21 protein-coding genes and 1 pseudogene are annotated in these 23,203 nt (G+C 71.4%); 10 read left to right on the top strand and 12 right to left on the bottom strand.

Translation table 11 applies throughout. The features are described 5' to 3' along the window. Positions 1-476 precede the first annotated feature (476 nt). From D9V36_RS15250 to D9V36_RS15230, 4 genes and pseudogenes are all read left to right on the top strand, one after another. Entirely contained in the window at positions 477-2,048 is a 1,572-nt protein-coding gene (locus tag D9V36_RS15250) for a glycoside hydrolase family 3 protein (protein WP_129294253.1), read from the top strand. Between the two features lie 73 nt (positions 2,049-2,121). After that, positions 2,122-2,397 (top strand): hypothetical protein, encoded by a 276-nt coding sequence (locus D9V36_RS15245; protein WP_129294252.1) that lies wholly within the window; start codon positions 2,122-2,124, stop codon positions 2,395-2,397. A 686-nt stretch (positions 2,398-3,083) separates the two neighbouring features. Beyond that, complete coding sequence (locus D9V36_RS15235) at positions 3,084-4,607, top strand: Vgb family protein (RefSeq protein ID WP_129294251.1); 1,524 nt, start codon at positions 3,084-3,086, stop codon at positions 4,605-4,607. 117 nt (positions 4,608-4,724) lie between these two features. Beyond that, positions 4,725-5,552 (top strand): annotated as a pseudogene (locus D9V36_RS15230) (IS5 family transposase); the annotation flags it as partial. 37 nt (positions 5,553-5,589) lie between these two features. On the opposite strand, the gene nagB reads toward D9V36_RS15230, so the two are convergent. Beyond that, the gene (nagB, locus tag D9V36_RS15225) at positions 5,590-6,372 is read right to left on the bottom strand and encodes a glucosamine-6-phosphate deaminase (protein WP_129298426.1); all 783 of its coding nucleotides are present in this window, start codon (positions 6,370-6,372) and stop codon (positions 5,590-5,592) included. A 728-nt stretch (positions 6,373-7,100) separates the two neighbouring features. Between nagB and D9V36_RS15220 the strand changes: the two genes are divergently transcribed. Next, on the top strand, positions 7,101-8,573 hold the full coding sequence (locus D9V36_RS15220) for a sensor histidine kinase (protein ID WP_129298425.1): 1,473 nt from the start codon (positions 7,101-7,103) through the stop codon (positions 8,571-8,573). Between the two features lie 179 nt (positions 8,574-8,752). Here D9V36_RS15220 and D9V36_RS15215 read toward each other — a convergent pair whose 3' ends face one another. After that, complete coding sequence (locus D9V36_RS15215; RefSeq protein WP_003983230.1) at positions 8,753-9,010, bottom strand: WhiB family transcriptional regulator; 258 nt, start codon at positions 9,008-9,010, stop codon at positions 8,753-8,755. Positions 9,011-9,330: 320 nt separating this feature from the next. Then, positions 9,331-10,314 (bottom strand): diacylglycerol/lipid kinase family protein, encoded by a 984-nt coding sequence (locus D9V36_RS15210; RefSeq protein WP_129294250.1) that lies wholly within the window; start codon positions 10,312-10,314, stop codon positions 9,331-9,333. A gap of 95 nt (positions 10,315-10,409) precedes the next feature. On the opposite strand from D9V36_RS15210, the gene D9V36_RS15205 reads away from it, so the two are divergent. Continuing rightward, entirely contained in the window at positions 10,410-10,871 is a 462-nt protein-coding gene (locus D9V36_RS15205; RefSeq protein WP_129294249.1) for a hypothetical protein, read from the top strand. A 225-nt stretch (positions 10,872-11,096) separates the two neighbouring features. On the opposite strand, the gene D9V36_RS15200 is transcribed toward D9V36_RS15205, so the two are convergent. The 4 genes from D9V36_RS15200 to D9V36_RS15185 form a co-directional block, all read right to left on the bottom strand. Further along, positions 11,097-12,056 (bottom strand): RNA polymerase sigma factor SigF, encoded by a 960-nt coding sequence (locus tag D9V36_RS15200; RefSeq protein WP_129298424.1) that lies wholly within the window; start codon positions 12,054-12,056, stop codon positions 11,097-11,099. A gap of 43 nt (positions 12,057-12,099) precedes the next feature. After that, positions 12,100-12,513, bottom strand: a complete 414-nt coding sequence (locus D9V36_RS15195; RefSeq protein WP_003985353.1) for an anti-sigma factor — start codon at positions 12,511-12,513, stop codon at positions 12,100-12,102. Between the two features lie 292 nt (positions 12,514-12,805). Then, entirely contained in the window at positions 12,806-13,294 is a 489-nt protein-coding gene (locus tag D9V36_RS15190) for a GNAT family N-acetyltransferase (protein ID WP_129294248.1), read from the bottom strand. Between the two features lie 32 nt (positions 13,295-13,326). After that, on the bottom strand, positions 13,327-13,587 hold the full coding sequence (locus D9V36_RS15185; protein WP_129294247.1) for a UBP-type zinc finger domain-containing protein: 261 nt from the start codon (positions 13,585-13,587) through the stop codon (positions 13,327-13,329). A gap of 59 nt (positions 13,588-13,646) precedes the next feature. Here D9V36_RS15185 and D9V36_RS15180 point away from each other — a divergent pair, with 59 nt between their 5' ends. After that, positions 13,647-15,248: a Na+/H+ antiporter gene (locus D9V36_RS15180; RefSeq protein WP_129294246.1), complete on the top strand. Its 1,602-nt coding sequence runs from the start codon at positions 13,647-13,649 to the stop codon at positions 15,246-15,248. A 76-nt stretch (positions 15,249-15,324) separates the two neighbouring features. Here the strand turns inward: D9V36_RS15180 and D9V36_RS15175 are convergent, their stop codons facing one another. Next, positions 15,325-16,257 (bottom strand): 1-aminocyclopropane-1-carboxylate deaminase/D-cysteine desulfhydrase, encoded by a 933-nt coding sequence (locus D9V36_RS15175; protein ID WP_129294245.1) that lies wholly within the window; start codon positions 16,255-16,257, stop codon positions 15,325-15,327. Positions 16,258-16,351: 94 nt separating this feature from the next. After that, the gene (locus D9V36_RS15170; protein ID WP_088799906.1) at positions 16,352-16,591 is read right to left on the bottom strand and encodes a hypothetical protein; all 240 of its coding nucleotides are present in this window, start codon (positions 16,589-16,591) and stop codon (positions 16,352-16,354) included. 160 nt (positions 16,592-16,751) lie between these two features. On the opposite strand from D9V36_RS15170, the gene D9V36_RS15165 reads away from it, so the two are divergent. The 3 genes from D9V36_RS15165 to D9V36_RS15155 all read left to right on the top strand — a co-directional run bounded on the left by D9V36_RS15165 (position 16,752) and on the right by D9V36_RS15155 (position 18,919). Then, positions 16,752-17,555: a helix-turn-helix transcriptional regulator gene (locus D9V36_RS15165; RefSeq protein ID WP_241720879.1), complete on the top strand. Its 804-nt coding sequence runs from the start codon at positions 16,752-16,754 to the stop codon at positions 17,553-17,555. Positions 17,556-17,565: 10 nt separating this feature from the next. Further along, positions 17,566-18,486 carry a glutaminase gene (locus D9V36_RS15160; RefSeq protein WP_129294243.1) on the top strand — a complete coding sequence of 307 codons (921 nt, stop codon included), beginning with the start codon at positions 17,566-17,568 and terminating at the stop codon, positions 18,484-18,486. 199 nt (positions 18,487-18,685) lie between these two features. Next, positions 18,686-18,919 carry a hypothetical protein gene (locus D9V36_RS15155; RefSeq protein WP_129294242.1) on the top strand — a complete coding sequence of 78 codons (234 nt, stop codon included), beginning with the start codon at positions 18,686-18,688 and terminating at the stop codon, positions 18,917-18,919. A gap of 50 nt (positions 18,920-18,969) precedes the next feature. Here the strand turns inward: D9V36_RS15155 and D9V36_RS15150 are convergent, their stop codons facing one another. From D9V36_RS15150 to D9V36_RS15140, 3 genes are all read right to left on the bottom strand, one after another. Then, the gene (locus D9V36_RS15150) at positions 18,970-19,437 is read right to left on the bottom strand and encodes a VOC family protein (RefSeq protein ID WP_129294241.1); all 468 of its coding nucleotides are present in this window, start codon (positions 19,435-19,437) and stop codon (positions 18,970-18,972) included. A gap of 64 nt (positions 19,438-19,501) precedes the next feature. After that, positions 19,502-20,440 carry a beta-ketoacyl-ACP synthase III gene (locus D9V36_RS15145; protein WP_129294240.1) on the bottom strand — a complete coding sequence of 313 codons (939 nt, stop codon included), beginning with the start codon at positions 20,438-20,440 and terminating at the stop codon, positions 19,502-19,504. Between the two features lie 270 nt (positions 20,441-20,710). Beyond that, on the bottom strand, positions 20,711-23,056 hold the full coding sequence (locus D9V36_RS15140) for a heavy metal translocating P-type ATPase (protein WP_129294239.1): 2,346 nt from the start codon (positions 23,054-23,056) through the stop codon (positions 20,711-20,713). Positions 23,057-23,203: the final 147 nt, after the last annotated feature.

Genomic DNA, 23,203 nt, shown 5'->3' with positions numbered 1-23,203 from the left:
CCGTACGTAGCGGCTCACATCGTGGCACGGGTGGGTTCCCGCGCTCCCGTGCAGGTCCCCGCTCGTCCGATGTCGGTCCGGTAACGGACCTGACAGCGACTCTTATACACCCTTGACACCCCAAAAGGTCTAGGCCAGGCTGCGGGCGCTGGTCTAAACCATTAAAGACCACGCCCGGTCTCGGGGGGAGAGCGCAATGAAGCGTGGGTTCATCGCGGCGACGGCGGCCGTGGGCCGGCTGCCTCTGCCCCCACGCCACGGCGCTCGTGCTCGCGCCTCCCCTCGGCTTCGCCTTCCCCTTCCCCGTCCGCCGGATGTTCGGCATTCGGGGACGACTGGGGTGCCACCATGGCCACGGCCTCGATCTTCTCCGTCCCGGCCCCGGTCCCGGTCCCGGTCCTGGTCCTCCTCTTGTTCCTGCAACGCAAGGCGGTCGGCGGTCGCACCTCCGGCGCAGTGAAGGGATAACGCCGCATATGACCTCTTCTGCGGGCTCCGCGGGCTCTGCACGCCCGGTAACCTCCACCGACACCCTCACCCGCGATGCGCTCGCCGTCCTCCAGCCGGGCTTCACCGGCACCAGCGCCCCCGACTGGCTGCTGCGCCGGCTCGGCGAGGGGCTGGCCTCGGTCGGGCTCTTCGGCCGCAATATCGCCGACCCGGCACAACTCGCCGCCCTGACCGACCGGTTGCGCTCCGAACGGGAGGACCTTCTCATCGCCATCGACGAGGAAGGGGGCGATGTCACCCGCCTGGAGGTGCGCGGCGGCTCCTCCTTCCCCGGCAACCACGCGCTCGGCGCCGTCGACGACACCGCCCTGACCCGCGAGGTCGCCCGGGAACTCGGCCGACGGCTGGCCGAATGCGGCGTCAACCTCAACTGGGCCCCCTCCGCCGACGTCAACTCCGACCCCGCCAACCCGGTCATCGGCGTCCGCTCCTTCGGCGCCGATCCGCACCTGGTCGCCCGGCACACCGCCGCCTACGTCGAGGGCCTGCAGTCCACCGGCGTCGCCGCCTGCACCAAGCACTTCCCCGGCCACGGCGACACCGCCGTCGACTCCCACCACGATCTACCGCGCATCGCCGCCGATCTGGCCACCCTCCGCGGGCGGGAACTGGTGCCGTTCCGCGCCGCCGTCGCCGCCGGCACCCGGGCCGTGATGAGCGCCCACATCCTGCTGCCCGCCCTGGACGCCGACCGCCCCGCCACCCTCAGCCCGGCCGCGCTGCACGGTCTGCTGCGGGCCCCCGTCGCCGAGGGCGGCCTCGGCTTCGACGGGCTGATCGTCACGGACGGGATGGAGATGCAGGCCATCTCCGCCACCTACGGCCTCGAACGCGGCAGTGTGCTGGCCCTTGCGGCCGGTGCCGACGCTCTGTGCGTGGGCGGCGGACTGGCGGACGAGGGCACCGTGCTGCGGTTGCGGGACGCCTTGGTGCGGGCGGTGTACGACGGGGAGCTGCCGGAGAGCCGGCTGGCCGACGCCGCGGCACGGGTACGGGCCCTGGCGCGCTGGACCCGGAGCGCGGGTGCGGGTCAGGGGGCCGAGCCCGCGCCCGGGATCGGTCTCACCGCGGCCCGGCGCGCCCTCCGCCTCACCGCCGACGGCCCGTACACGCCACTGACGGCGCCCGCGTATGTCGCCGCCTTCACGCCCCTCGCCAATATCGCTGTCGGGGACGACACTCCCTGGGGCGTCGCCGCCGAACTGGCCCGGCTGCTCCCGGGCACCGAGACCACCACCTGCACCGCCGAGTCCGCCGCCGCGGCCGGCTCCGCCGCACTGATCGGCGGTCTGCTCACGGCGGCCGGGGACCGCCGCGTCGTCGCCGTGGTCCGCGACGTCCACCGCCACCCCTGGATGGCCGATGCGCTGCGCACCCTCCTCGACGCCCGCCCCGACACCGCGGTCGTCGAAATGGGCGTCCCCCAGGCCCCGCCCCGAGGCGCCCCGCACCTCGCCACCCACGGCGCCGCCCGCGTCTGCGGCCGCGCCGCCGCCGAAATCCTCACTGGCCTCCGGAGGCCTTCGAACGGGCAGTGAAACCCGCTCGCGCCCAGCCGGGCCGTGCTCCTGAGGGCTGGTCTCCTTTGGTCAGGCGTCTAGAGTTGAGGCCGTGACGTGGAGTGAGGTGGAATACCTCGACAGTCTGCAGTCGGAGCGGCGTGGCTACGCATGGGTGATGCACCACCATGGCGGGTTGACGCCGGCGGCGGCCAGGGAAGCCGCCCTGGAGCGATACCCGTACGAGCCGGACGACGCCCCGTGCCGTGGGCTCATCTTTCACGATGAGGCGTGGCACTGGGCGATGCTGGCGATCCACGGCGATCGGTACGTGGTGGAACGCCCCGAACTGGTCGATCCGTCACCTGAGTACCGGGCCCTGCAGTGAGTGCCGTGCCCTTGCGGGCGATGCGGTGGCGTATGCCGCGACCGTGGAGCCATCGGCGCGGGTGATCGTAGTCATACCCCTTGTCGCCCCCCTGTCGCGGTGCAGCTTTTCGGGCCTTCGGCGGAGCGGACCCCGACGGGAAGCGGACCCCGACGGGAGCGGGCGGGCGGGATGCCACGCACGAGCGCGAAGGCCCCGAGAAGCGAGCTCTAAGAACCTGCGCAGATAGGTGGCTGGTCATGGTCGGCGGCGGGGTCGTGTATCCCACCCGTCTGCCAACTGTGCCCGACCCACCGTCCATCTGCGCAGGCTCTAAGTCGCTCTTGTAGGGCTGCGTTCGCTCACGGGGGACACTCCAGCATGGCCGGACCCTCTGGTGAGCGTGGATGCTGCGGTCCCACACGATCCGGCGACGAGAGATGCGATATCACGTCAGATACCGCCCTCTCATAACCGGGGTTCACGTGGCGGGAGGCCAAAGACGCGTTTCACCCATCAGCGCTGCGGGGATGAAAGGGAAGAATCAACCGACGGGCTGCCCATCCCTCCTCGGGGTGAACAGCCCGTGACGTCCTGCATGGCGTGCGGTCCGTTGTCGACGTGCCCCGGAGCGGGAACCGCGGTCCTGGACGAGTCCCACACGGCGGCTCGGCGGGACGAGGGCGGCCCCTACCGAAGGGGTCCACATGAGTACGGACGCTCAGACACCAGCGCGGGAACTGCTGCCGATCCCCACCCCTGTTGGCCACACCGCCACCGGCCAGGTGGTGGCGGCAGGCCCCGAAGACCCGACGATCGGTGTCGGCACCAGTCCTGTCGGGCTGGCGTTCACCCCCAGCGGCGGCCTTTACGTCACCAACAGCGGCTCGAACAACGTGACGCTGATCAACACCAGCACCGACACCGTCACCATCCCGAGCATCCCCGAAGGCGGCACCACCCCGTCCTGGCTGACGATCGCCCCCAACGGCAACGCCTACATCCCCAACAACGGCTCGGGCAACGTGTCGGTGCTGAACACCGCCACCAACACCCTCGTGGGCGCCCCGATCCCGCTGTCCGGCGGTCCGGCCGCGGCGGTGGTCGTTCCCAGCGGCAACGTCTATGTCAGCCAGTTCTTCGCGAACAGCGTGTCGCTGATCAACACCACCACCAACACCGTCGCGGGCGGGCCCATCGCCGTCGGCTCCAACCCGGTCGGAATGGCCGTCGCACCCAACGGCAACGCCTACGTCGCCAACCGAGGGTCGAACAACGTCACGGTGATCGACACCACCACCAACACCGTGGTGGGCGCCCCCATCCCCGTCGGCACCCAGCCGAACTTCATCGCGATCGCCCCCAACGGCAACGCCTACGTCGCCAACATCGCATCCAGCAACGTGACGGTCATCGACACCACCACCAACACCGTCCTGGTCCCCAGCATCCCCGTCGGCTCCAACCCATGGGGAATCGCGGTCGGCCCCAACGGCATCGCCTACACGGCCGACCTCGGGGCCAACAACATCACGGTGATCGACACCACCACCAACACCGTGGTGGGCGCCCCCATCCCCGTCGGCACCCAGCCGATCGACGTGGCGGTCGCCCCCAACGGCAAGGTCTACGTCGCCAACTTCGGGTCGAACAACGTCAGCGTCTTCCAGGGCGCGCCCACGTTGAGCGGCATCAGCCCCAACCAGGGACCCACCACCGGCGGCACCGTGGTGACCATCACCGGCACCAACCTGACCGGCGCCGGCGTCACCATCGGCGGCAACCTCGCCACCAACGTCATCGTCAATGCCGCCGGCACGCAGATCACCGCCACCACCCCGCCCGGGGCGGCCGGACCGGCCACCGTCACCGTCACCACCCCCAGCGGCACGGCCAGTCTGGTCAACGCCTTCACCTACTTGCCCGACGCCACCTCGCTGTCCGCGACCCCGGCGCTGGCCAAGCTGTTCCCGCCGCAGGTGTTCTACCCGTTCCTCAACGCCACCCTGGTCGACCTCGTCACCGGACTGCCGGTGCCCGGCCAGACCATCACCTTCAGCACCGGCAACCGGATCCTGGGCACCGCCATCACCAACGCCCAAGGCACCGCCCAGCTCTCCGAGGCGATCACCTTCCCGCTGATCCTCGCCAACGGCAGTTACACCGCCGCCTTCGCCGGAACCCCCGACCTGCTGCACTCCACCACCCACGCAGGCATCATCATCCCGTAGCCGCACCGGACTTAGAGCCTGCGCAGATGGACGGTGGGCCGGGCACAGTTGGCAGACGGGACAGGCACAGGTTCCGTGATCATGGAGTTGCGACGCTCTGTGATCACCGGGGGACCTGTGCCTGTGCTGCCACCATGGCTGACCGAACCGCTCTGGGACCAATTCGCCGCCCTGCTGCCACAGCGGCCAACGTTCGATCCGGCCCACCCGCTGGGCTGCCACCGACGCCGAATCAGCGACCGGATCGTCTTCGACAAGTTGCTGCAGATCCTTCGGTTCGGCTGCTCGTACAAGGCGATCGCGGACTCCACCTGCTCGGCCACCACGATCCGCAACCGACGCGACGAGTGGATTCAGCTCGGGCTGTTCACCCGGCTGAAACAGATCGCACTCGAGGCCTACGACCGTATCGTCGGTCTCGTCCTCGACCAGATAGCCGTGGACGGGGCCATCACCAAGGCTCCCGGCGGGGGTGAAGTGGCCGGACGTTCGCCGGTCGACCGGGGCAAGCTGGGCATGAAACGTTCGGGTATGACCGACGGCTACGGCACCCCACTCGGCCGGGTCCTGGCCGGCGCCAACCGGCACGACTCACCGCTCCTGGCTCCAACTCTCGATCTCCTGGGCGAACTTGGTCCACTGCCCGACGAGATCACCGTGCACCTCGACGCGGGCTATGACTCGGCCAAGTCGCGCGCCCTGCTCGGCGAGCGAGGTCTGCGTGGCCGGATCGCCCACAAGGGAACCAAGGCACCGGTCCAGGCCACTCAACGGTGGCATGTCGAGCGCACCCACGCCTGGCAGAACGCCTTCCACCGGCTCGCGCGGTGCTACGAACGGCGGATCAACGTCGTCGAAGCCTTCTTCGACCTCGCCGACACGATCATCACCATCCGTAGCCTGATCCGCCGTGCCTGGACCACCCACCGCTGGGATACACGACCCGCCGCCGACCATGACCAGCCACCTATCTGCGCAGGTTCTAAAGGCCCTGCCATTCCGGCTTCGCCGCGTAGGTGGCGCGGAAGTAGTCGGCGAGCTTCAGCTTGGCGGCCGCGGCCTCGTCCACGACGACCGTGGCGTGCGGGTGGAGCTGCAGCGCCGAAGCCGGGACCAGCGCGGCGACCGGGCCCTCGACGGCACGGGCCACGGCGTCGGCCTTGCCCTCGCCGGTGGCGAGCAGCACCAGATGGCGGGCCTCCAGGATGGTGCCGATGCCCTGGGTGATGACGTGGTGGGGTACCTCGTCGGGGCTGTCGAAGAACCGGGCATTGTCCGCCCGGGTCTGCTGGGTCAGCGTCTTGATACGGGTGCGCGAAGCGAGCGACGAACACGGCTCGTTGAAGCCGATGTGCCCGTCCGTGCCGATACCGAGCAACTGGAGGTCCACCCCGCCGGCCTCACGCAGCGCACGGTCGTAGGCCTCGCAGGCGGCCTGGACATCCTCGGCCGACCCGTCGGGCCCCATGAACGAGTCCTGGCCGAGGCCGAGCGGCCGGACCACCTCGCGCAGGACCACCGAACGGTAGGACTCGGGATGCCCGGCCGGCAGGCCGACATATTCGTCGAGCTGGCAGATACGTGCCAGGGACGCGTCCACCGCGCCGGCCCGGACCTTCGCCGCCAGTGCCTGGTAAATGGGCAACGGGGTAGAGCCGGTGGCCACACCGAGCAGCGCGTCGGGCTTGCGGCGCAGCAGGGCGGCGAGGGCCCCCGCGATCAGCTCGCCGCCTGCCGTGGCGTCCGGAACGATGACAACTTCCACGCTTGGCCTGCCGTTCTGGAGAATGTTCCATGTGGTATAGACCAATCTAGCAGAGTGGGGGCCTCCGGATCCGGCGGCGCTTCCGAACAAAGGGGCACATTTTCCCGTCGGGGTGATGACGCGTCGGCCACCTGCCCTTCATGGTCGGCGGACGCCTTCAGGTGCCTTGAGATGCCGTCGGATGCCGTTGGCTGTCGTCAGAGCAGCGCCCCTCCCGTCGCTTCGATGCGGACGTGCCGCCCGCCTGCGTCGGCGCGGTGAACCAGGGCAGGCCCCCGGCGGGCGAGGGACGGCGCGGAGCGCACGGAGCTGGAAGCGATCGCCGAGCCGGCGTTGCAGGCGGGGCCGGGAGTGAGGGGCGAGGGGGCGAGGGGCGAAGGCGGTGCGGCACCGCACCGGCAAGCCCCCGGAAACACCCGCGGGCCGCGGCGCCGGGACAGGACCCTCAACCTGTCCGGCACCGCAGCCCGGAGCTGACATCGGCCGGTCCCGCCTTGCGGGCGGAAGGCGCCCCTGTGTGCGGTAGGGGCACGGCCCCGTCCAGGGACCGGTCGATCGGAGGCCTCGGCGCAGTCAGGGCAGAGAGCGCTTCGGCCTCGTTCCGCCCTCCTGTGCGGGGAGAGCGGAGGCCTTTTGCTGAATTCTGGACTAGACCATTCTCACTTGTCCATGGCCGTGCAGAGACAACAGGTACACCGTACGCCGGTAGGCTCCAAGACGTGCCCTCCATGAACGATCTCGTACGCCAGCACACCGCTCTGAGCGACACCGACCTCGAGTGGCTCCATCTGCTGGTCTCGGAGTGGCAGCTGCTCTCCGACCTCTCCTTCGCCGATCTCGTGCTGTGGGTTCCCACCCTCGACGGCACCCGCTACGTATCGGTCGCCCAGATGCGGCCCAATACGGGCCCCACCTCCTACCAGGACGACATGGTCGGCCACCTCGTTCCCCGTGGCCGCCGCCCCATGCTCGATTCCGCCCTGGACGAGGGCAGGATCGTGCGGGAGGGCGACCCGGAGTGGCGCGAGGAGGTGCCGGTACGCGTCGAGTCCATCCCGGTGCGCCGCGAGGGCCGGGTGCTCGGTGTGATCGCCCGCAACACCAATCTGCTGACCGTGCGCACCCCCAGCCGGCTGGAGCTCACCTACCTGCAGAGCGCCTCCGACCTCGCCCAGATGATCGCTGCCGGAACGTTCCCCTTCCCCGGCCAGCAGGTCGACATGGACGCCTCGCCGCGGGCCGGCGACGGACTGATCCGGCTCGACGCGGACGGCATCGTCCAGTACGCCAGCCCCAATGCGCTCTCCGCCTACCACCGGCTCGGCCTCGCCGCCGACCTCGTGGGCCACCACCTCGGCCAGGCCACCGCCGAACTGGCGCCCGCCCGCGGCCCGGTGGACGAGGCGCTGGTCAAGCTCGCCAGCGGCTGGGCCCCCAGGGAATTCGAGGTCGAAGGTGACGAAGGCGTCATTCAATTGCGCGCTATTCCGCTCAAACCCAAGGGAACGCACAGTGGTTCACTGGTTTTGCTGCGTGATGTGACCGAACTGAGACGTCGCGAACGGGAACTGATCACCAAGGACGCCACCATCCGGGAAATCCACCACCGGGTGAAGAACAATTTGCAGACGGTCGCCGCACTGCTGCGGTTGCAGTCCCGCCGGATGGATTCCGCACAGGGCCGCGACGCCCTCAACGAGGCCGTGCGCAGGGTCGGTTCGATCGCGATCGTGCACGAGACGCTGTCCCAGACCCTCGACGAACGGGTCGAGTTCGACGAGATCGCGGACCGGGTGCTGGCCATGGTCGCGGAGATCTCCCCGGGCAAGGTGACCACCCGCCGCACCGGCCGCTTCGGCATCCTGGACGCCGAGGTGGCCACCCCGCTGTCGATGGTGCTCACCGAGGTGCTGCAGAACGCCCTGGAGCACGCCTTCGACCAGGCGGAGCACGGCACGGTCGAGGTCGGCGCGGTGCGCGGCGGCAGCCGCACCGAGCCGCGGCTGCTGGTCACCGTCCAGGACAACGGCCGCGGCCTGCCCGAGGGCTTTGATCCGCATCGCGCCGGAAACCTGGGGCTGCAGATCGTACGGACCCTGGTGGAAGGGGAGTTGGGCGGAAAGTTCGACATGGTGCGGGCACCCGAGCGCGGTACCCAGGTCATCCTCGACGTGCCGGTACGCGCCGAGAAGCAGCACTGAGAACGGGCGGCGGCCGACGCGTTCGCCGGCCGCCGCCCGGCTCCGGACAGCAGCAAGCCCCGGACCCATCCGGTCCGGGGCTCAAAGCTATTGCGATGCGATTACGACCGGGCCGGTGAGCTCCGGAGGTGCATCGGGGGTACTGCGCGCTGCGGCTCGGGGGCCACGGGGCTACTGGCTCAGGCGCTGGCGTTGCGCGCCCGGTTACGAGCGGCACGGCGCTTCATCGCGCGGCGCTCGTCCTCGCTCAGACCACCCCAGACGCCGGAGTCCTGGCCGGACTCGAGCGCCCACTGCAGGCACTGCTCCATGACGGGGCAGCGGCGGCAGACGGCCTTGGCTTCCTCGATCTGCAGGAGCGCAGGACCGGTGTTGCCGATGGGGAAGAAGAGCTCGGGGTCTTCTTCGCGGCAAACGGCGCGGTGACGCCAGTCCATGGCTGCTCCATCTCCTCGTGTGACGGGATCGTTGCTTGTGAATGTGAACGCTTTCACGAATCCCTCCGCAAGCAAAGGGCCGAACTCCAGTTGCGAACTGGTGCGGTCCTGTGGAATGAGGAGGGGGATTCGGGCTCTCAAGGGGGCCGGTAAAGCGGCCGTCCCGATCGCCATGAAGAGACTCGCAAACCTCGGCTGCGGATACAACCCCTTCCGGAAACTTTTTTTTGATTCCTTGGTGTCGCCTAGCTCACAGCCGTCATTCCAGGGGGTGGAAACCAGTCTAAACGTTCGAGTGAAAGGACTTTAGGCTCTACTGCTCACACAATCACACGCAGTGCACGGCGTACGCCTGTGAACGTCACACTCGTACGCAGCCCCAGGTGGTCACCGTCCATCTGGAACGGCAGGGGGACCGGCGAATGCAAGGTGAAGTTCGTGAGGTCGTGAAGTGAGAGTGCGTGCTTGCCCCGGGGGCCGCGCTCGGGCGTTGACGTCAGCAGCTGGGTGACATACCGGGTCACAGCGGGCGGGGAGAGCTTGCTCAGTGCGAACAGGTCCAGGCCCGTGTCGAACGAGGCGTCCGGGGACGGGTAGATCGGCCGATTGCCCAGGTAGGACCACGGAGCGGTGTTGCAGATTATGGCCAGCGCCAGGTTCTCGTCGCGCTCCGCGGGGCCCTCGGTGCCGCCAGGGCGTTCGAGCGTGATGATGCCCCGCCGGCGGTTCGCCTCGCCCAGGAACTGCCGTACGACCTGTCGCACGTACAGGGCGTGGGTCGAACGCTTGCCGCGTTCGCGCTGCTGCTCGACCCGGCCGACGACGCCGGCGTCGAAACCGAAGCCGGCGCAGAAGGTGAACCAGCGCTCCGGCACGCCCTCGTCCTCGGTCCCCGGGGTGCCCGCGGCCAGCCCCAGGCCGATGGTGCGCTCGGTGCCGTCGCGCAGCGCGTCCAGCAGGGCGCCGGTCGCCTCCACGACGTCATTGGGCAGGCCCAGCGCGCGGGCGAAGACATTGGTGGAGCCGCCGGGGACGACGGCCAGCCGGGGATGGGAGTCCGGATCGGGGCCGTTGGCCAGCAGGCCGTTGACGACCTCGTTGACTGTGCCGTCGCCGCCGAGCGCCACCACCAGGTCGGTCTCCCCGCTCTCGGTGGCCTGCCGGGCGAGATCACGGGCATGCCCGCGGTACTGCGTCTGCGCGACCTCCAGCTTGAGGTCGCTGGCGAGCGCGTGGGTGAGCACTTCGCGGGTGCGGGCACTGGTGGTGGTTGCTGCCGGATTGACCACGAGAAGTGCGCGCATATGGAGCAGCGTACCTACCTGCTGGTACCGGCCATGCGTCCCGTCCGGCTCCGGGGCCGCCCCGGCGGCCGGGGCGCCGGCGCTACCCTGCTGGGGTGAGCAGTCAGCAGAAACAGTCCGTGTCCCGAGCCGCCGGCGCCCCCACCGCGCCCGAGCCGACCGGCCCGCGGCCCGCCCGGCTGAGCGCCGCGGCGGCGCTCACCGCGGTCGAAGGGCTCGCCCTGGCGGTCCTCGGCGGGTACATGCTGTTCATGGGTCTCGCCGGTTCGCCGGACAGTCCGCAGCAGGCGGAAATGGGCGGGCTGACGGTGCTGGCGCTCGCGGTGCTGCCGCTGGTGGCCGCGCGGGGGCTGTGGCTGCGCCGCCGCTGGAGCCGGGGGCCCTCGTTGATCACCCAGCTCGTGGCGCTGCCGGTGGCCTGGACGCTGGTCCACGGCGGCGGCGCGCTGATCGCGGCCGGTATCGGACTGGCCGTGGCCGCGGTGGTGGTGCTCGTCCTGCTGGTCAATCCGACGGCCACCGAGGCGCTGGGCATCGGGCCTCGGGAGACGCCCTGAGGGCCTTCCCGTGGGCGGGCCCGTCCGGACGGGCCCGCCTGACGGGAGAGAACCGGTCCTGGCGTGAGGGTCACCGGTCCTGACGGGAAGCACCGGGCCTGACGCGAGGGTCAGCCGGCCTGACACGAGAGTCCGGGGCCCGGCGGGAGGGACCGGCGCCGGACATGCGAGGGGCGGAGCCCGTGAGAGCCCCGCCCGGTCCGCTCAGTCCTCCTCAGTGCCCGTTCACTCCTCGACGAGCAGCTTGTCGCGCAGCTGGGCGAGGGTGCGGGCCAGAAGGCGGGAGACGTGCATCTGGGAGATGCCGACCTCCTGGGCGATCTGCGACTGGGTCATATTGCCGAAGAAGCGCAGCAGCAGGATCTTCTTCTCGCGCGGGGGCAGGTCCTCCAGCAGCGGCTTGAGGGATTCGCGGTACTCCACGCCCTCCAGCGCCTCGTCCTCCGCGCCGAGGGTGTCGGCGACGGCCGGGGACTCGTCGTCGGTGTCCGGGACGTCCAGGGAGAGTGTGCTGTAGGCGTTGGCCGACTCCAGACCCTCCAGGACCTCCTCCTCGGAGATCGCCAGATGCTCGGCGAGCTCGTGGACCGTGGGTGCACGGCCGTGCCGCTGGGACAGCTCGGCGGTCGCGGTGGTCAGCGACAGCCGCAGCTCCTGGAGGCGGCGCGGGACGCGGACCGCCCAGCCCTTGTCGCGGAAGTGCCGTTTGATCTCGCCGACGACGGTGGGGGTGGCGTACGTGGAGAACTCCACGCCGCGCTCCGGGTCGAAGCGGTCCACGGACTTGATCAGACCGATGGTGGCGACCTGGGTCAGATCGTCCAGCGGCTCGCCGCGGTTGCGGAAGCGCCGGGCCAGATGCTCGACGAGCGGGAGGTGCATCCGCACGAGGGTGTTGCGCAGCTCGGCGCGCTCCGGGGAGCCGTCGGGCAGCGTGCGCAGCTCGTAGAACAGCGCACGGGCGCCGCTGCGGTCGTGCGGCTCCTGCGCATGCTGGTGATCCTGCAGCTGGTGTTCGGGGGCCGGTGCATCGTGCTGATGCGCCTGCTGCCCCGGCTGCTCGCTCTGCTCCATGTGGTCCGCCCGCTCTGCCTGCTCCGCCGCGTCCAACCGGCCGCCGTGGTCGTCCACTCCCACCGGATGCGGCCGGGCCTGCTGCTCGGGGATGGTCGCACCGGCCGCCATCCGCCCACCGCGTTCGAGATCTTTCACGGGGCCCCCTGTTCGGTCATGACGGTCCGGGACCGGCGCCGCGCTCCTTGTACAGACTGATGGTGACCGTGCGGTCCTCGGCGACCGTGGAATCGACCTTGCCGGCCAGTGCGGAGAGCACCGTCCAGGCGAACGTGTCGCGCTCGGGGGCGCGGCCGTCGGTTGTCGGGGCCGACACGGTCACCTGCAGTGCGTCGTCGATGAGGCGGAAGACGCAGCTCAGCACACTGCCGGGGACGGCCTGTTGCAGCAGGATCGCGCACGCCTCGTCGACCGCGATGCGCAGATCCTCGATCTCGTCGAGGGTGAAGTCCAAGCGGGCTGCGAGTCCGGCCGTGGCCGTACGCAGCACGGACAGGTAGGCACCCGCAGCGGGCAGACGGACTTCCACGAAGTCCTGAGTCCCGGGCTCGCCTGCGATCTGGGACACCCTCACCTCCAAGGTGGCACAAGCTGGTTGAGCTGGAAATGCGCGATATTCGCGTTGTTCGGGATATTTCCTGCCGGGCCTTTCTCCCTTCGGGTGAAAGGAGAACGATCCGGCGCGACACATGGTTCGGCTGTGACGCTATCGCGATCCGCGGGCCGGTGTCGCCCGGAAGGTGCGCGGCTGTCGTCCGGCGCGATCCGGCCCCGGTCCGCCCGGCGCCCTCACTGTCACTGATTGTAAAGCCACGGGTACGGACAGTGGCTAGGGGTGTGCACTGTCAAATCGATGCCGATTACGCTCCGTTGACACGCGAGGTGCCCGCAAGGTTGTGCAGTGCCTCTCCAGTGAGCCGGAAGACCGTCCATTCGTCCATGGGCTGAGCACCGATCGACCGGTAAAAACCGATGGACGGTTCATTCCAATCCAGGACTGACCACTCGAAACGCTCGTATCCACGGGCCACACAGATCTCCGCGAGGGCCGCGAGCAGCGCCTTGCCGTGGCCGTCGCCGCGCGCCTCGGGGCGGACGTACAGGTCCTCCAGGTAGACACCGTGCGTGCCCGTCCACGTCGAGAAGTTCCGGAACCACAGGGCGAAGCCGACCGGGGCGCCGCCGTCCTCCGCGATCAGCGCGAAGACGGCCGGCTGCGGACCGAACAGGGCCTCCTTCAGCTGCGGCGCGGTGGCCTGCGCGGCCTCGGGCTCGCGCTCGTACGCCGCCAGCTCGCCGATCATGGCCAGGATGACGGGGACGTCGTCGGGGGTCGCTGCGCGGATCATGGGTGAAGGCTAAACGGGCGGCCGCGGACGCTTCACACCAACTGCTGGTCGGCGAAGCACCAGCGCCAGGACTCGCCCGGTTCGAGCGTCCGCATCACGGGGTGACCGGTCTCCTCGAAGTGCCGGGTGGCGTGCCGGTACGGCGACGAATCGCAGCAGCCGACATGGCCGCAGACCAGGCACTTCCGCAGCTGTACGGGATGGCTGCCGGCGGCCAGGCACTCCAGGCAGGTGGCGCTCAGCGCGGACGGTCCGGGGCGCGGCAGTTCGGGAACATGCGTGCACTCGCTCATGATGGCCAGGTTAGATCGCCGGGACGGGTGGCGAAGGGTTCGGGGACGGGACGGGTCCGATGACAGTGATGCCGCTGTTTTTGCTGGTCGCCGGGAGCGCGGCGGTCGCCGGGCTGGCGCGCCGTACCCCTGTTCCCGCGCCGCTGCTGCTGGTCACCGCGGGACTCGCGGCGTCCTACATCCCGGGCATCCCGGACTACACCCTCGATCCGCACATCGTGCTGCCGCTGGTGCTGCCCCCGCTGCTGCACACCGCGGCGCTGGACAGTTCGTACCTGGATCTGCGGGCCAATCTGCGGCCGGTGGCGCTGCTGTCGGTCGGCTATGTCCTGTTCGCGACCCTGGCGGTCGGCGGTGTGGCCTACCTCGTCATCCCGGGGCTGCCGCTGACCGCCGCGCTCGTGCTGGGGGCGGTCGTCGCCCCGCCGGACGCCGTCGCGGCCACCGCCATCGCCCGCAGGCTCGGGCTGCCGCACCGGATCACCACCATCCTGCAGGGCGAATCGCTGTTCAACGACGCCACCGCGATCACCGCCTACAAGGTGCTGCTGGCCGCGGCCCTCGGGGCCGGCGCCACCTGGGGCGACGGGATCAGGGAATTCGCCGTCGCCTCACTGGGCGGCATCGGTATCGGTGTCGTCCTGATGGTGCCGCTGCACTGGCTGCGCGTCCGGCTGCGCGAGTCGGCGCTGCTGGAGAACACCCTCTCGCTGCTCATCCCGTTCGTCGCCTACGCGGCGGCCGAGCAGCTGCACGCCTCCGGGGTGCTCGCCGTCGTCGTGGTCGGCCTCTACCTGGGGCACCGCTCCTGGCAGGTCGACTTCGAGACCCGGCTCCAGGAGGCCGCCGTGTGGAAGGTGGTCTCCTTCGTCCTGGAGTCCGCCGTCTTCGCGCTGATCGGGCTGCAGCTGCGGGTCGTGCTGCGCGGGCTGGGGGAGTTCGGCGCGGCGCAGGCCCTCTGGTACGCGGCCGTGATGTTCCTCGTCGTGGTCGTGGCACGTTTCGTGTGGGTCTTTCCCGGGACCTATCTGCCGCGCGCCCTGTCGGCCCGGATCCGGGCCCGGGAGCCGGACACCAACTGGAAGTCGCCGGTCGTGGTCGGCTGGGCCGGGATGCGCGGTGTGGTGTCGCTGGCCATCGCGTTCTCCCTCCCCGCCACCGTGCCCGGCGGCGGCGCCTTCCCGGCCCGCAACCTCGTGCTCTTCCTGACCTTCACCACCGTCATCGCCACCCTGGTCGTCCAGGGCCTGACGCTGCCCCCGCTGATCCGTGCGCTGAAGCTGCCGGGGCCGGACCCCCAGCGGGAGACGCTTGCCGAGGCGCAGGCGCAGAACGAGGCCTCGCGGGCCGCCGAGGAGCGCCTGGAGGAGCTGCTGCGGGACGAGCGCAACGCCCTGCCGGGGCCGCTCGCCGACCGGCTGCGCACGATCATGGAGCGGCGCCGCAACTCGGTGTGGGAGCGGCTGGGTGCGGTCAACGAGGTGACCGGGGAGTCCGCCGACCAGACCTACCGGCGGCTGGCCCGCGAGATGATCGAGGCCGAGCGGCGGGTGTTCGTCCAGCTGCGGGACGGCGGCCGGATCGACGACGAGATGCTGCGGACGCTGCTGCGCAGGCTGGACCTGGAGGAGGCGGCGGCCTACCGGGAGGAGGCCTCGTAGGCGGGGGATGGGGTGGGGATCGGGGCCCTCCCGCGGCCGGTGGACCTGCTGCCGCGGCCCGCGGCGCTCGTGAGGTTCAGGGCGTGCCGGTGATCACTGCGGCCACCGTGCTGCCGGGGGAGAAGGCGCCCTCCCCGGCCAGTGTCGTCAGCCCGTACAGCAGCTTGGCGACGTAGATCCGCTCCAGGGGCAGTTGGTGCCGGTCCTCGAAGGCGTCCGCGAACGCGTCCAGTTCCGGGGTGCGGCGGGCGTAGCCGCCGCAGTGGAAGCGGCCGTCCAGCCGCCAGTCGCCGCGCGGTCCGCCGAACGCCGCGCGCTGCAGTTCCCCGACCGTCTCCTGGAGGAAGTGCGGGTCGCCGCCCTTGAGTACGGGGATCCCCAGGGCGCGCTGCCCCGGCGCCAGCCCCGCGGCGAGCCCGGCCAGGGTGCCGCCCGTTCCGCAGGCCACCGCGACGGTGTCGGCGGCGCCCTGCAGCTCCCGGCCCAGCTCCGTACAGCCTTGTGCGGCAAGGGGGTTGCTGCCGCCCTCGGGTATGACGCGGAACGCGCCGAAGCGGTCGTGCAGAGCGGCGAGCACATCCGGGTCATCGGAGCGGCGGTAGCGGGCCCGGTCGAGGAAGTGCAGCCGCATACCGTCGGCGGCGCAGCGGGCCAGTGACCAATTGAGCGGGGCGCCGGCGAGCTCGTCGCCACGGACCACGCCGATGGTGGCGAAGCCGAGCAGCCGGCCCGCCGCGGCGGTGGCCCGCAGATGGTTGGAGTACGCGCCGCCGAAGGTCAGCAGCGCGCGGTCACCGGCGGCGGCCGCGGCCTGCAGGTTCGGCGCCAGCTTGCGCCATTTGTTGCCCGCCAGATCCGGGTGGATCAGATCGTCCCGCTTGAGCAGCAGCCGTACGCCGCGGCGCGCGAACGGCTCGTCCTCGATCTCCTGGAGGGGGGAGGGCAGGCACGGGCGCAGGGCGTGCGGATCCGGCAGCGGGCCGGGGGCGGTGCTGGTCACAGCGCCCATTGTCCCGGGTGCCGTTGGTGTCCCGGGTGCCGGCGGTGTCCCGGGCGCCGGTGGAGCGGGCCGTGCCCTGCCGCCTGAGGGGATGGGATGTGCGCTACCCGCTCGTGTGCAGGAACGCGTCCCCGTGCGCGTTGACGTGCGCCTCGAGGGTGTTGAGTGCGTCCTGGGTCGCCTCGGGGGAGCCGCTGCCCCGGCGTTCGGCGAAGTACGCGGCGCCCAGCTTTCTCAGCAGTTCGTTGCCGGCGCGGTTCTGCTGTACCTCGTCGACCTTCTGCTTGCCCTGGTTCAGTGCGCTCTGGGCCTGTTCCTTCGCGCGGTCGAGAAACCCTGACATGTGCCACCTCCGTGAGGTCCGTGTCGTAAGGGATCAACGGCGCGGACGGCCGTGGGGTTCCCGTGTCAGGCTGGGGGATATGGGCGAAGAGCGCTACTCGGATGAGCCACCCGGCGTATCCGGCGTATCCGGCGAATCCGGTGGACCTGGCGTATGCGGGGTGTCCGGCGGATACCGGGAGCGGGCGTCGCGGCTGGCGGGCGCGGTGTTGTGGACCCGCACGGCGGTGCCCTCGGCCCGGCCGGTGCTGCCCGACGGCTGTACGGACCTGATCTGGAGCGAGGGCGGACGGCTGCTGGTGGCCGGGCCGGACACCGGGCCGCATTTCCCGGGAGACGTGGTGCCCGGCGTCCTCCCGCATGGCCCTGGGGGCGCGCCCGGCCCGGCGGGGACGGAAGGCACCCCGTTCGTGGGGCTGCGGTTCGCACCGGGGCAGGGGCCGGCCGTCTTCGGTGTACCGGCCCATGAACTGCGCAACCGCCGGGTGCCGTTGGCGGACCTGTGGCCCGCCGGGCGGGTACGGGAGCTCGCCGGGCGGCTGGCGGCGGCACGGGAGTCGGGGGACGGGAGCGGCGCGGGGGACGTGGGTGGTGTCGGCGGTGTCGGACGTGTGCTGGAGGAGGCGGCCGGGGCCCGACTCCAGGAGGCCGACGCCGCCACGGCAGGGGGCCGGACCGCCGCCGTCGCCGCGGGGCTCGCCCGCGGCCGCCCGGTCGCCGAGGTGGCGAGGTCCGTCGCGCTCAGCGAACGCCAGCTGCACCGCCTCAGCCTGGACGCGTTCGGGTACGGCCCCAAAACCCTGACCCGGGTGCTCCGGTTCGTCCGCGCGCTCGATCTGGCGCGCTCCGGGCTGCCCCGCGCACAGGTCGCGGCCTGCGCCGGATACGCGGACCAGGCGCATCTCGCCCGCGAGGTGAAGGCGCTGGCGGGGGCCCCGATGGGGGCGCTGCTCGCCCCGGGTTAGCGTGTCCGTCATGGACTACCAGGCCGTTCTCGAGGAGGTAGCGGCCCACGCCAGGCCGTATGTGCGACGGGGCAGGGTCGCCGACTACATACCGGCACTGGAACGGGTGTCGGCGGACCGTTTCGGGATCGCGGTGGCGGATATCCACGGCGAGGTGTACGGCGTCGGCGACTGGGAGATCCCGTTTTCCGTCCAGTCCATCTCCAAGGCCTTCTCGCTGGCGCTGGTGATGTCGCAGAGCCATGACGGCCACGACGACATCTGGAGGCGGGTGGGCCGCGAGCCGTCCGGTACGCCGTTCAACTCGCTGGTCCAGCTGGAGGCGGAGGACGGCATCCCGCGCAACCCGTTCATCAACGCGGGCGCGCTGGTGGTCACCGACCGGCTGCAGACCCTCACCGGCGATGCCAGCACCTCGATGCTGCACTTCCTGCGCGAGGAGAGCGGCAACCCGGACCTCGCCTTCGACCAGGCGGTGGCCGACTCCGAGGCGGAACACGGTGACCGCAACGCCGCGCTGGCGCATTTCATGGCGTCCTTCGGCAATCTGGAGAACCCCGTCCCCAGCGTCATCGAGCACTACTTCTGGCAGTGCTCGATCGAGATGAGCTGCCGGGATCTGGCCGTCGCCGGCGGTTTCCTCGCCCGTCACGGGCTGCGCGCCGACGGCAGCCGTCTGCTGGAGGCCCGCGAGGCCAAGCGGATCAATGCGGTGATGCTGACCTGTGGGACGTATGACGCGGCGGGGGAGTTCGCCTACCGCGTCGGGCTGCCCGCGAAGAGCGGCGTCGGCGGCGGCATCATCGCCGTGATCCCGGGGCGCTGCACGCTGTGCGTATGGAGCCCCGGGCTCGACGCCCGCGGCAATTCGGTGGCGGGCGCCGCGGCGCTGGACCACTTCACGACGCTGACGGGATGGTCGGTGTTCTGACAGACGGGCGGACGGGCGGGACGGCCTGGTGCTGTCTGCGCGGGTCCTCCGGTCGCCGGTCCGGTGCCGTCCTGCGCGGGGCCAACGGCCGTCGGCCCGGTGCCGTCCCGTGCGGCTCCTGTGGCCGTCGGCCCGGCGCCCCCTTGCCGTTGTGGCCGCCCGGCGGCTGGCGCATCGTGGGCGTAGGAGGTGCACCGCCATGGAGCACGAGATGCGCGCCGAGTACGAGGAAGGCGTCCTGCCGCACGCGGACACGCCGGTGAAGATCTGGCACATGGTGCGGCTGGACGGCACCCTCGCGATGTGCGGGCGGGAGCTGGCGCCGGCCGCCGCCACCCAGACGGCCGAGGTCTGGGGCACGCCCAGGGGAGAACCCTTCTGCCACACCTGCGGCGCGCTGTACCTGCGCGAGCACCCCGGGGACATCGGTTAGGGAGTCTCTTCAAAGTCCCAGGGCGAACGTGCCCCACGGCGGACAGGCCCCTACGGCAGCGCTGCGAACAGATCGACCCCGTGGCCGTCCGGGTCCTGTACGACGGCGTATCGCTGGCCCCAGAAGGCGTCCCACGGCGGTTTCTCGCCCGTGTAGCCGGCGGCGGTGAGTTCGGCGTAGACGGCGTCGACCCCGGCGGGGCCCGCGCACTCGAAGGCCAGCCCCGTCGGGGTGCCGCCCTGCGGTGGCGTCCAGTCCGGGTCGACGGCCCGCGCGGTCGCGTGGGTGTCCCACATCAGCCGCAGACCACCCGGGAGCTGCGCCTCGGCGTGCGGGGCGCGGTCCGCTTCGGCGGGGACGTCCAGGCCGAGGCGGCGGTAGAAGGCGAGGGCCGCGGCCATGTCGGCCACGACGATGCCGATGGCGGCGAACCGCGGTGTGGACGGTGTGGGGGAGGAGGGAACGCCGGGGGAAGGGGCGCCGGCGGAAGGGGTACTGGAGGAAGGGGTGCTGGTCATGCGGCGAGCGTAGGGTGCCCGCCGGGCCGTGGTCTTGAACGAATCGGACGTGGCGGCGCCCGCCTCAGGGGCAGCGGATGACCTGTCCCGCATACGAGAGGTTGCCGCCGAAGGCGAACAGCAGCACCGGAGCGCCGGAGCTGATCTCACGGCGTTCGACCAGCTTGGACAGGGCGAGCGGTACGGAGGCCGCCGAGGTGTTCCCGGAGTCGACGACGTCCTTGGCGACCACCGCGTTGACCGCGCCGAGCCGTTCCGCGACCGGCTCGATGATCCGCAGGTTGGCCTGGTGCAGCACCACGCCGGCAAGATCGGCGGGCGTGATCCCGGAGCGTTCGCACACCGTGCGGGCGATGGCGGGCAGCTGAGTGGTCGCCCAGCGGTAGACGGTCTGGCCCTCCTGGGCGAACCGGGCCGGCTCGCCCTCGATGCGCACCGCTCCGCCCATCTGCGGCACCGAGCCCCACAGCACGGGACCGATCTCCGGCTCGGGCGAGGCGCTGACCACCGCGGCCCCCGCCCCGTCGCCGACCAGCACACAGGTCGAGCGGTCCGTCCAGTCCACGACCCCGGTGAACTTCTCCGCCCCGATGACCAGCGCATGGGTCGAGGAGCCGGCCCGGATGGCGTGGTCGGCGGTGGCCAGCGCATGGGTGAAGCCGGAGCAGACGACGTTGAGGTCCATCGTGGCGGGTGCGTCCAGCCCGAGCCGGGCGGCGACCCGGGCCGCGGTGTTCGGGCTGCGGTCGGTGGCCGTGCAGGTGGCGACCAGCACCAGGTCGATGTCCTGCGGGGCCAGGCCGCTGGCGGCCAGGGCCTTGGCCGCGGCGGCGGACGCCATCGCGTCCACGGTCTCGTCCGGGGCGGCGACATGGCGGGTACGGATGCCGACCCGGCTGCGGATCCAGGCGTCGTCGGTGTCGACCATCTTGGCGAGGTCGTCGTTGGTGAGCACGCCGGAGGGCTGGTAATGGCCGAGAGCCAGGACGCGTGACCCGGTCATGAAATCCCCTGTACGTGGGTGGGCGGTAGGTCACCAGTCTCACCCCTCGCCGGCGGCCGGCGGCTGCGTGAACTGCCAATGTTCCATCGCCAGAACTGGAGACACTTGTCAGAACCGCGGCCGCCTCCGGAGATCCGCCTCCGGGGATCCGCCTCCGGGGATCCGCCTCCGGAGATCCTCCCTGGCGTCCCGGCATCCCGGGGCCACCGCGCGGCAGCACCCGCGGCAGCCCCCCCCCCGCCGTCCCGGCCGGTGTCCGCCGGCCCTCCGCTACCCGGCCAGTGCCCGGAAGCGGCGCAGTCGCAGGCTGTTGCCGACGACGAAGACCGAGGAGAACGCCATCGCGGCCCCGGCGATCATCGGGTTGAGCAGCCCGGCGGCGGCCAGCGGCAGTGCCGCGACGTTGTAGCCGAACGCCCAGAACAGGTTGGTCCGGATGGTGCCGAGGGTCGCCCGGGCCAGCCGGATGGCGTCCGCCGCGGTGCGCAGATCGCCCCGTACGAGGGTGAGGTCACCGGCCTCGATGGCGGCATCGGTGCCGGTGCCCATCGCCAGTCCCAGGTCGGCGCGGGCCAGCGCGGCCGCGTCGTTGACGCCGTCGCCGACCATCGCGACCGAGCGGCCCTCGGACTGCAGCCGTGCGACGACCGCCACCTTGTCCTCGGGCAGCACCTCGGCGATCACCTCGTCGATCCCGACCTCGGCGGCGACCGCCGCCGCGACGGCGCGGTTGTCGCCGGTCAGCAGGACCGGCGTCAGCCCCAGCGCCCGCAGCCGGCGCACCGCCTCGGCGCTGGTGGGCTTCACCGCGTCGGACACCACCAGCACCGCGCGCGGTGCGCCGTCCCAGCCGACGGTGACCGCGGTACGCCCCTCGGCCTCGGCCGCGGCCTTGGCGGCCGCCAGCCCGGGCGTCAGGAACTGGGACGCCTGGTTCAGCAGCTGCTCGCGGCCCACCAGAACGGTGTGTCCCTCGACCACTCCCCGGACGCCCAGGCCGGGGACGTTCACGAACTCCTCGGGGGTGGGAAGGGCGCTCTCGGGTGCCGGTGCTGCGCCCGGTGCGCCGGCCGCGGTCCGTTGCCCGGCGCCGGCGGCGGCGACGGCCCGGGCGACCGGGTGCTCGGAGGCGTGCTCCAGCGCGCCGGCCAGCCGCAGCACCTCCGCCTCCGTGACGCCCTCGGCGAGGTGCACCCCGGTGAGCGTCATCGCGCCGGTGGTGACCGTGCCGGTCTTGTCCAGGACGACGGTGTCCACCCGCCGGGTCGACTCCAGAACCTCGGGTCCCTTGAGCAGGATGCCGAGTTGGGCGCCGCGTCCGGTGCCGACCATCAGCGCGGTGGGCGTGGCCAGCCCGAGGGCGCACGGGCAGGCGATGATCAGGACGGCGACGGCTGCGGTGAAGGCGGCCACCGCGCCCGCGCCGGTGGCGAGCCAGCAGCCGAGGGTGCCGAGGGCGAGCGCGATCACGGCCGGGACGAAGACCGCGGAGATCTTGTCGGCCAGCCGTTGGGCCGCGGCCTTGCCGGTCTGCGCGTCCTCGACCAGCCGCGCCATCCGGGCGAGCTGGGTGTCCGCGCCGACCCGGGTGGCCTCGACGATCAGCCGGCCGCCCGCGTTGACGGTGGCCCCGACGACGGGGTCGCCGGGGGACACCTCGACGGGGACGGACTCACCGGTGAGCATCGAGGCATCCACGGCGGAGGCGCCCTCCAGCACCGTGCCGTCGGTGGCGATCTTCTCCCCGGGCCGTACGGTGAAACGGTCGCCGGCCTGCAACGCCGCTGTGGGGATCCGGACTTCGCGGCCGTCCCGGAGCACGGTGACGTCCTTGGCGCCCAGTTCCAGCAGCGCCCGCAGCGCCGCTCCCGCCTTCCGCTTCGCACGCACCTCGACGTAACGCCCGGCCAGGATGAAGGTGGTGACCCCGGCCGCGGCCTCCAGGTAGATGCTGCCGCTGCCGTCGGTGCGGGCGATGGTCAGCTCGAAGGGGTGCGTCATCCCGGGCATGCCCGCGGTGCCGAAGAACAGTGCCCAGAGCGACCAGCCCAGTGCTGCCAGGGTGCCCATGGAGATGAGGGTGTCCATCGTGGCCGCGCCGTGCCGCAGATTGGTCCAGGCGGCCCGGTGGAACGGCCAGGCGCCGTACGCCACCACCGGTGCGGCCAGGGTCAGCGAGAGCCACTGCCAGTTGGTGAACTGCAGGATCGGCACCATCGCCATCAGCACCACGGGGACGGAGAGGGCGAGGGAGATCAGCAGGCGCTGCCGGAGCGCGGCGAGCCCGTCGTCGGCCCGGCGGCCCTCGGTCTGCCCGTCCGCCCGGCCGTGGCCTTCGTCACCGGCGGGTCCGGCGGTGACCGGTGCCGGTGCCGGCGCCGGGGGCTCCGGGACGGCCGCGGTGTAGCCGGTGCGCTCCACGGTGGCGATCAGGTCGGCGGTCTCGACGCCGCTGCCCTGCGCGACGGTCACCCTGGCCTTTTCGGTGGCGTAGTTGACCGTGGCGGTGACCCCCTCCATGCGATTGAGCTTCTTCTCGACGCGGGCGGCGCACGAAGCGCAGGTCATCCCGCCGATCTCCAATTCGACTCCGTGCTCTCCGACCGCGGTCGTCATGGTTGCTCCTCGGTGTGCTGCGCGTGCCCGTGTCCGCCCCCCCGGAGAACGATATACCCCCCTAGGGTATTCCTTTGGGGGTGCCGCCGTGTCGTCGTCCGCTCCCCAGCGTCTTCGCCCCGCCGCGCTGGGTGAAACAGCCGCTGC

It is taken from the genome of Streptomyces lydicus, from assembly GCF_004125265.1.
Lineage (GTDB): Bacteria > Actinomycetota > Actinomycetes > Streptomycetales > Streptomycetaceae > Streptomyces > Streptomyces lydicus_C.
This window is presented reverse-complemented; position numbering and strand designations above follow the sequence as displayed.

Excerpts from the sequence above, each read along its gene's own strand:
- D9V36_RS15250 (WP_129294253.1), top strand. The coding sequence starts at position 477 with ATGACCTCTTCTGCGGGCTCCGCGGGCTCTGCACGCCCGGTAACCTCC.
- D9V36_RS15235 (WP_129294251.1), top strand. The coding sequence starts at position 3,084 with ATGAGTACGGACGCTCAGACACCAGCGCGGGAACTGCTGCCGATCCCC.
- D9V36_RS15220 (WP_129298425.1), top strand. The coding sequence starts at position 7,101 with ATGAACGATCTCGTACGCCAGCACACCGCTCTGAGCGACACCGACCTC.
- D9V36_RS15215 (WP_003983230.1), bottom strand. The coding sequence starts at position 9,010 with ATGGACTGGCGTCACCGCGCCGTTTGCCGCGAAGAAGACCCCGAGCTC.
- D9V36_RS15210 (WP_129294250.1), bottom strand. The coding sequence starts at position 10,314 with ATGCGCGCACTTCTCGTGGTCAATCCGGCAGCAACCACCACCAGTGCC.
- D9V36_RS15200 (WP_129298424.1), bottom strand. The coding sequence starts at position 12,056 with ATGGCGGCCGGTGCGACCATCCCCGAGCAGCAGGCCCGGCCGCATCCG.
- D9V36_RS15190 (WP_129294248.1), bottom strand. The coding sequence starts at position 13,294 with ATGATCCGCGCAGCGACCCCCGACGACGTCCCCGTCATCCTGGCCATG.
- D9V36_RS15185 (WP_129294247.1), bottom strand. The coding sequence starts at position 13,587 with ATGAGCGAGTGCACGCATGTTCCCGAACTGCCGCGCCCCGGACCGTCC.
- D9V36_RS15180 (WP_129294246.1), top strand. The coding sequence starts at position 13,647 with ATGACAGTGATGCCGCTGTTTTTGCTGGTCGCCGGGAGCGCGGCGGTC.
- D9V36_RS15175 (WP_129294245.1), bottom strand. The coding sequence starts at position 16,257 with ATGGGCGCTGTGACCAGCACCGCCCCCGGCCCGCTGCCGGATCCGCAC.
- D9V36_RS15170 (WP_088799906.1), bottom strand. The coding sequence starts at position 16,591 with ATGTCAGGGTTTCTCGACCGCGCGAAGGAACAGGCCCAGAGCGCACTG.
- D9V36_RS15160 (WP_129294243.1), top strand. The coding sequence starts at position 17,566 with ATGGACTACCAGGCCGTTCTCGAGGAGGTAGCGGCCCACGCCAGGCCG.
- D9V36_RS15155 (WP_129294242.1), top strand. The coding sequence starts at position 18,686 with ATGGAGCACGAGATGCGCGCCGAGTACGAGGAAGGCGTCCTGCCGCAC.
- D9V36_RS15150 (WP_129294241.1), bottom strand. The coding sequence starts at position 19,437 with ATGACCAGCACCCCTTCCTCCAGTACCCCTTCCGCCGGCGCCCCTTCC.
- D9V36_RS15145 (WP_129294240.1), bottom strand. The coding sequence starts at position 20,440 with ATGACCGGGTCACGCGTCCTGGCTCTCGGCCATTACCAGCCCTCCGGC.
- D9V36_RS15140 (WP_129294239.1), bottom strand. The coding sequence starts at position 23,056 with ATGACGACCGCGGTCGGAGAGCACGGAGTCGAATTGGAGATCGGCGGG.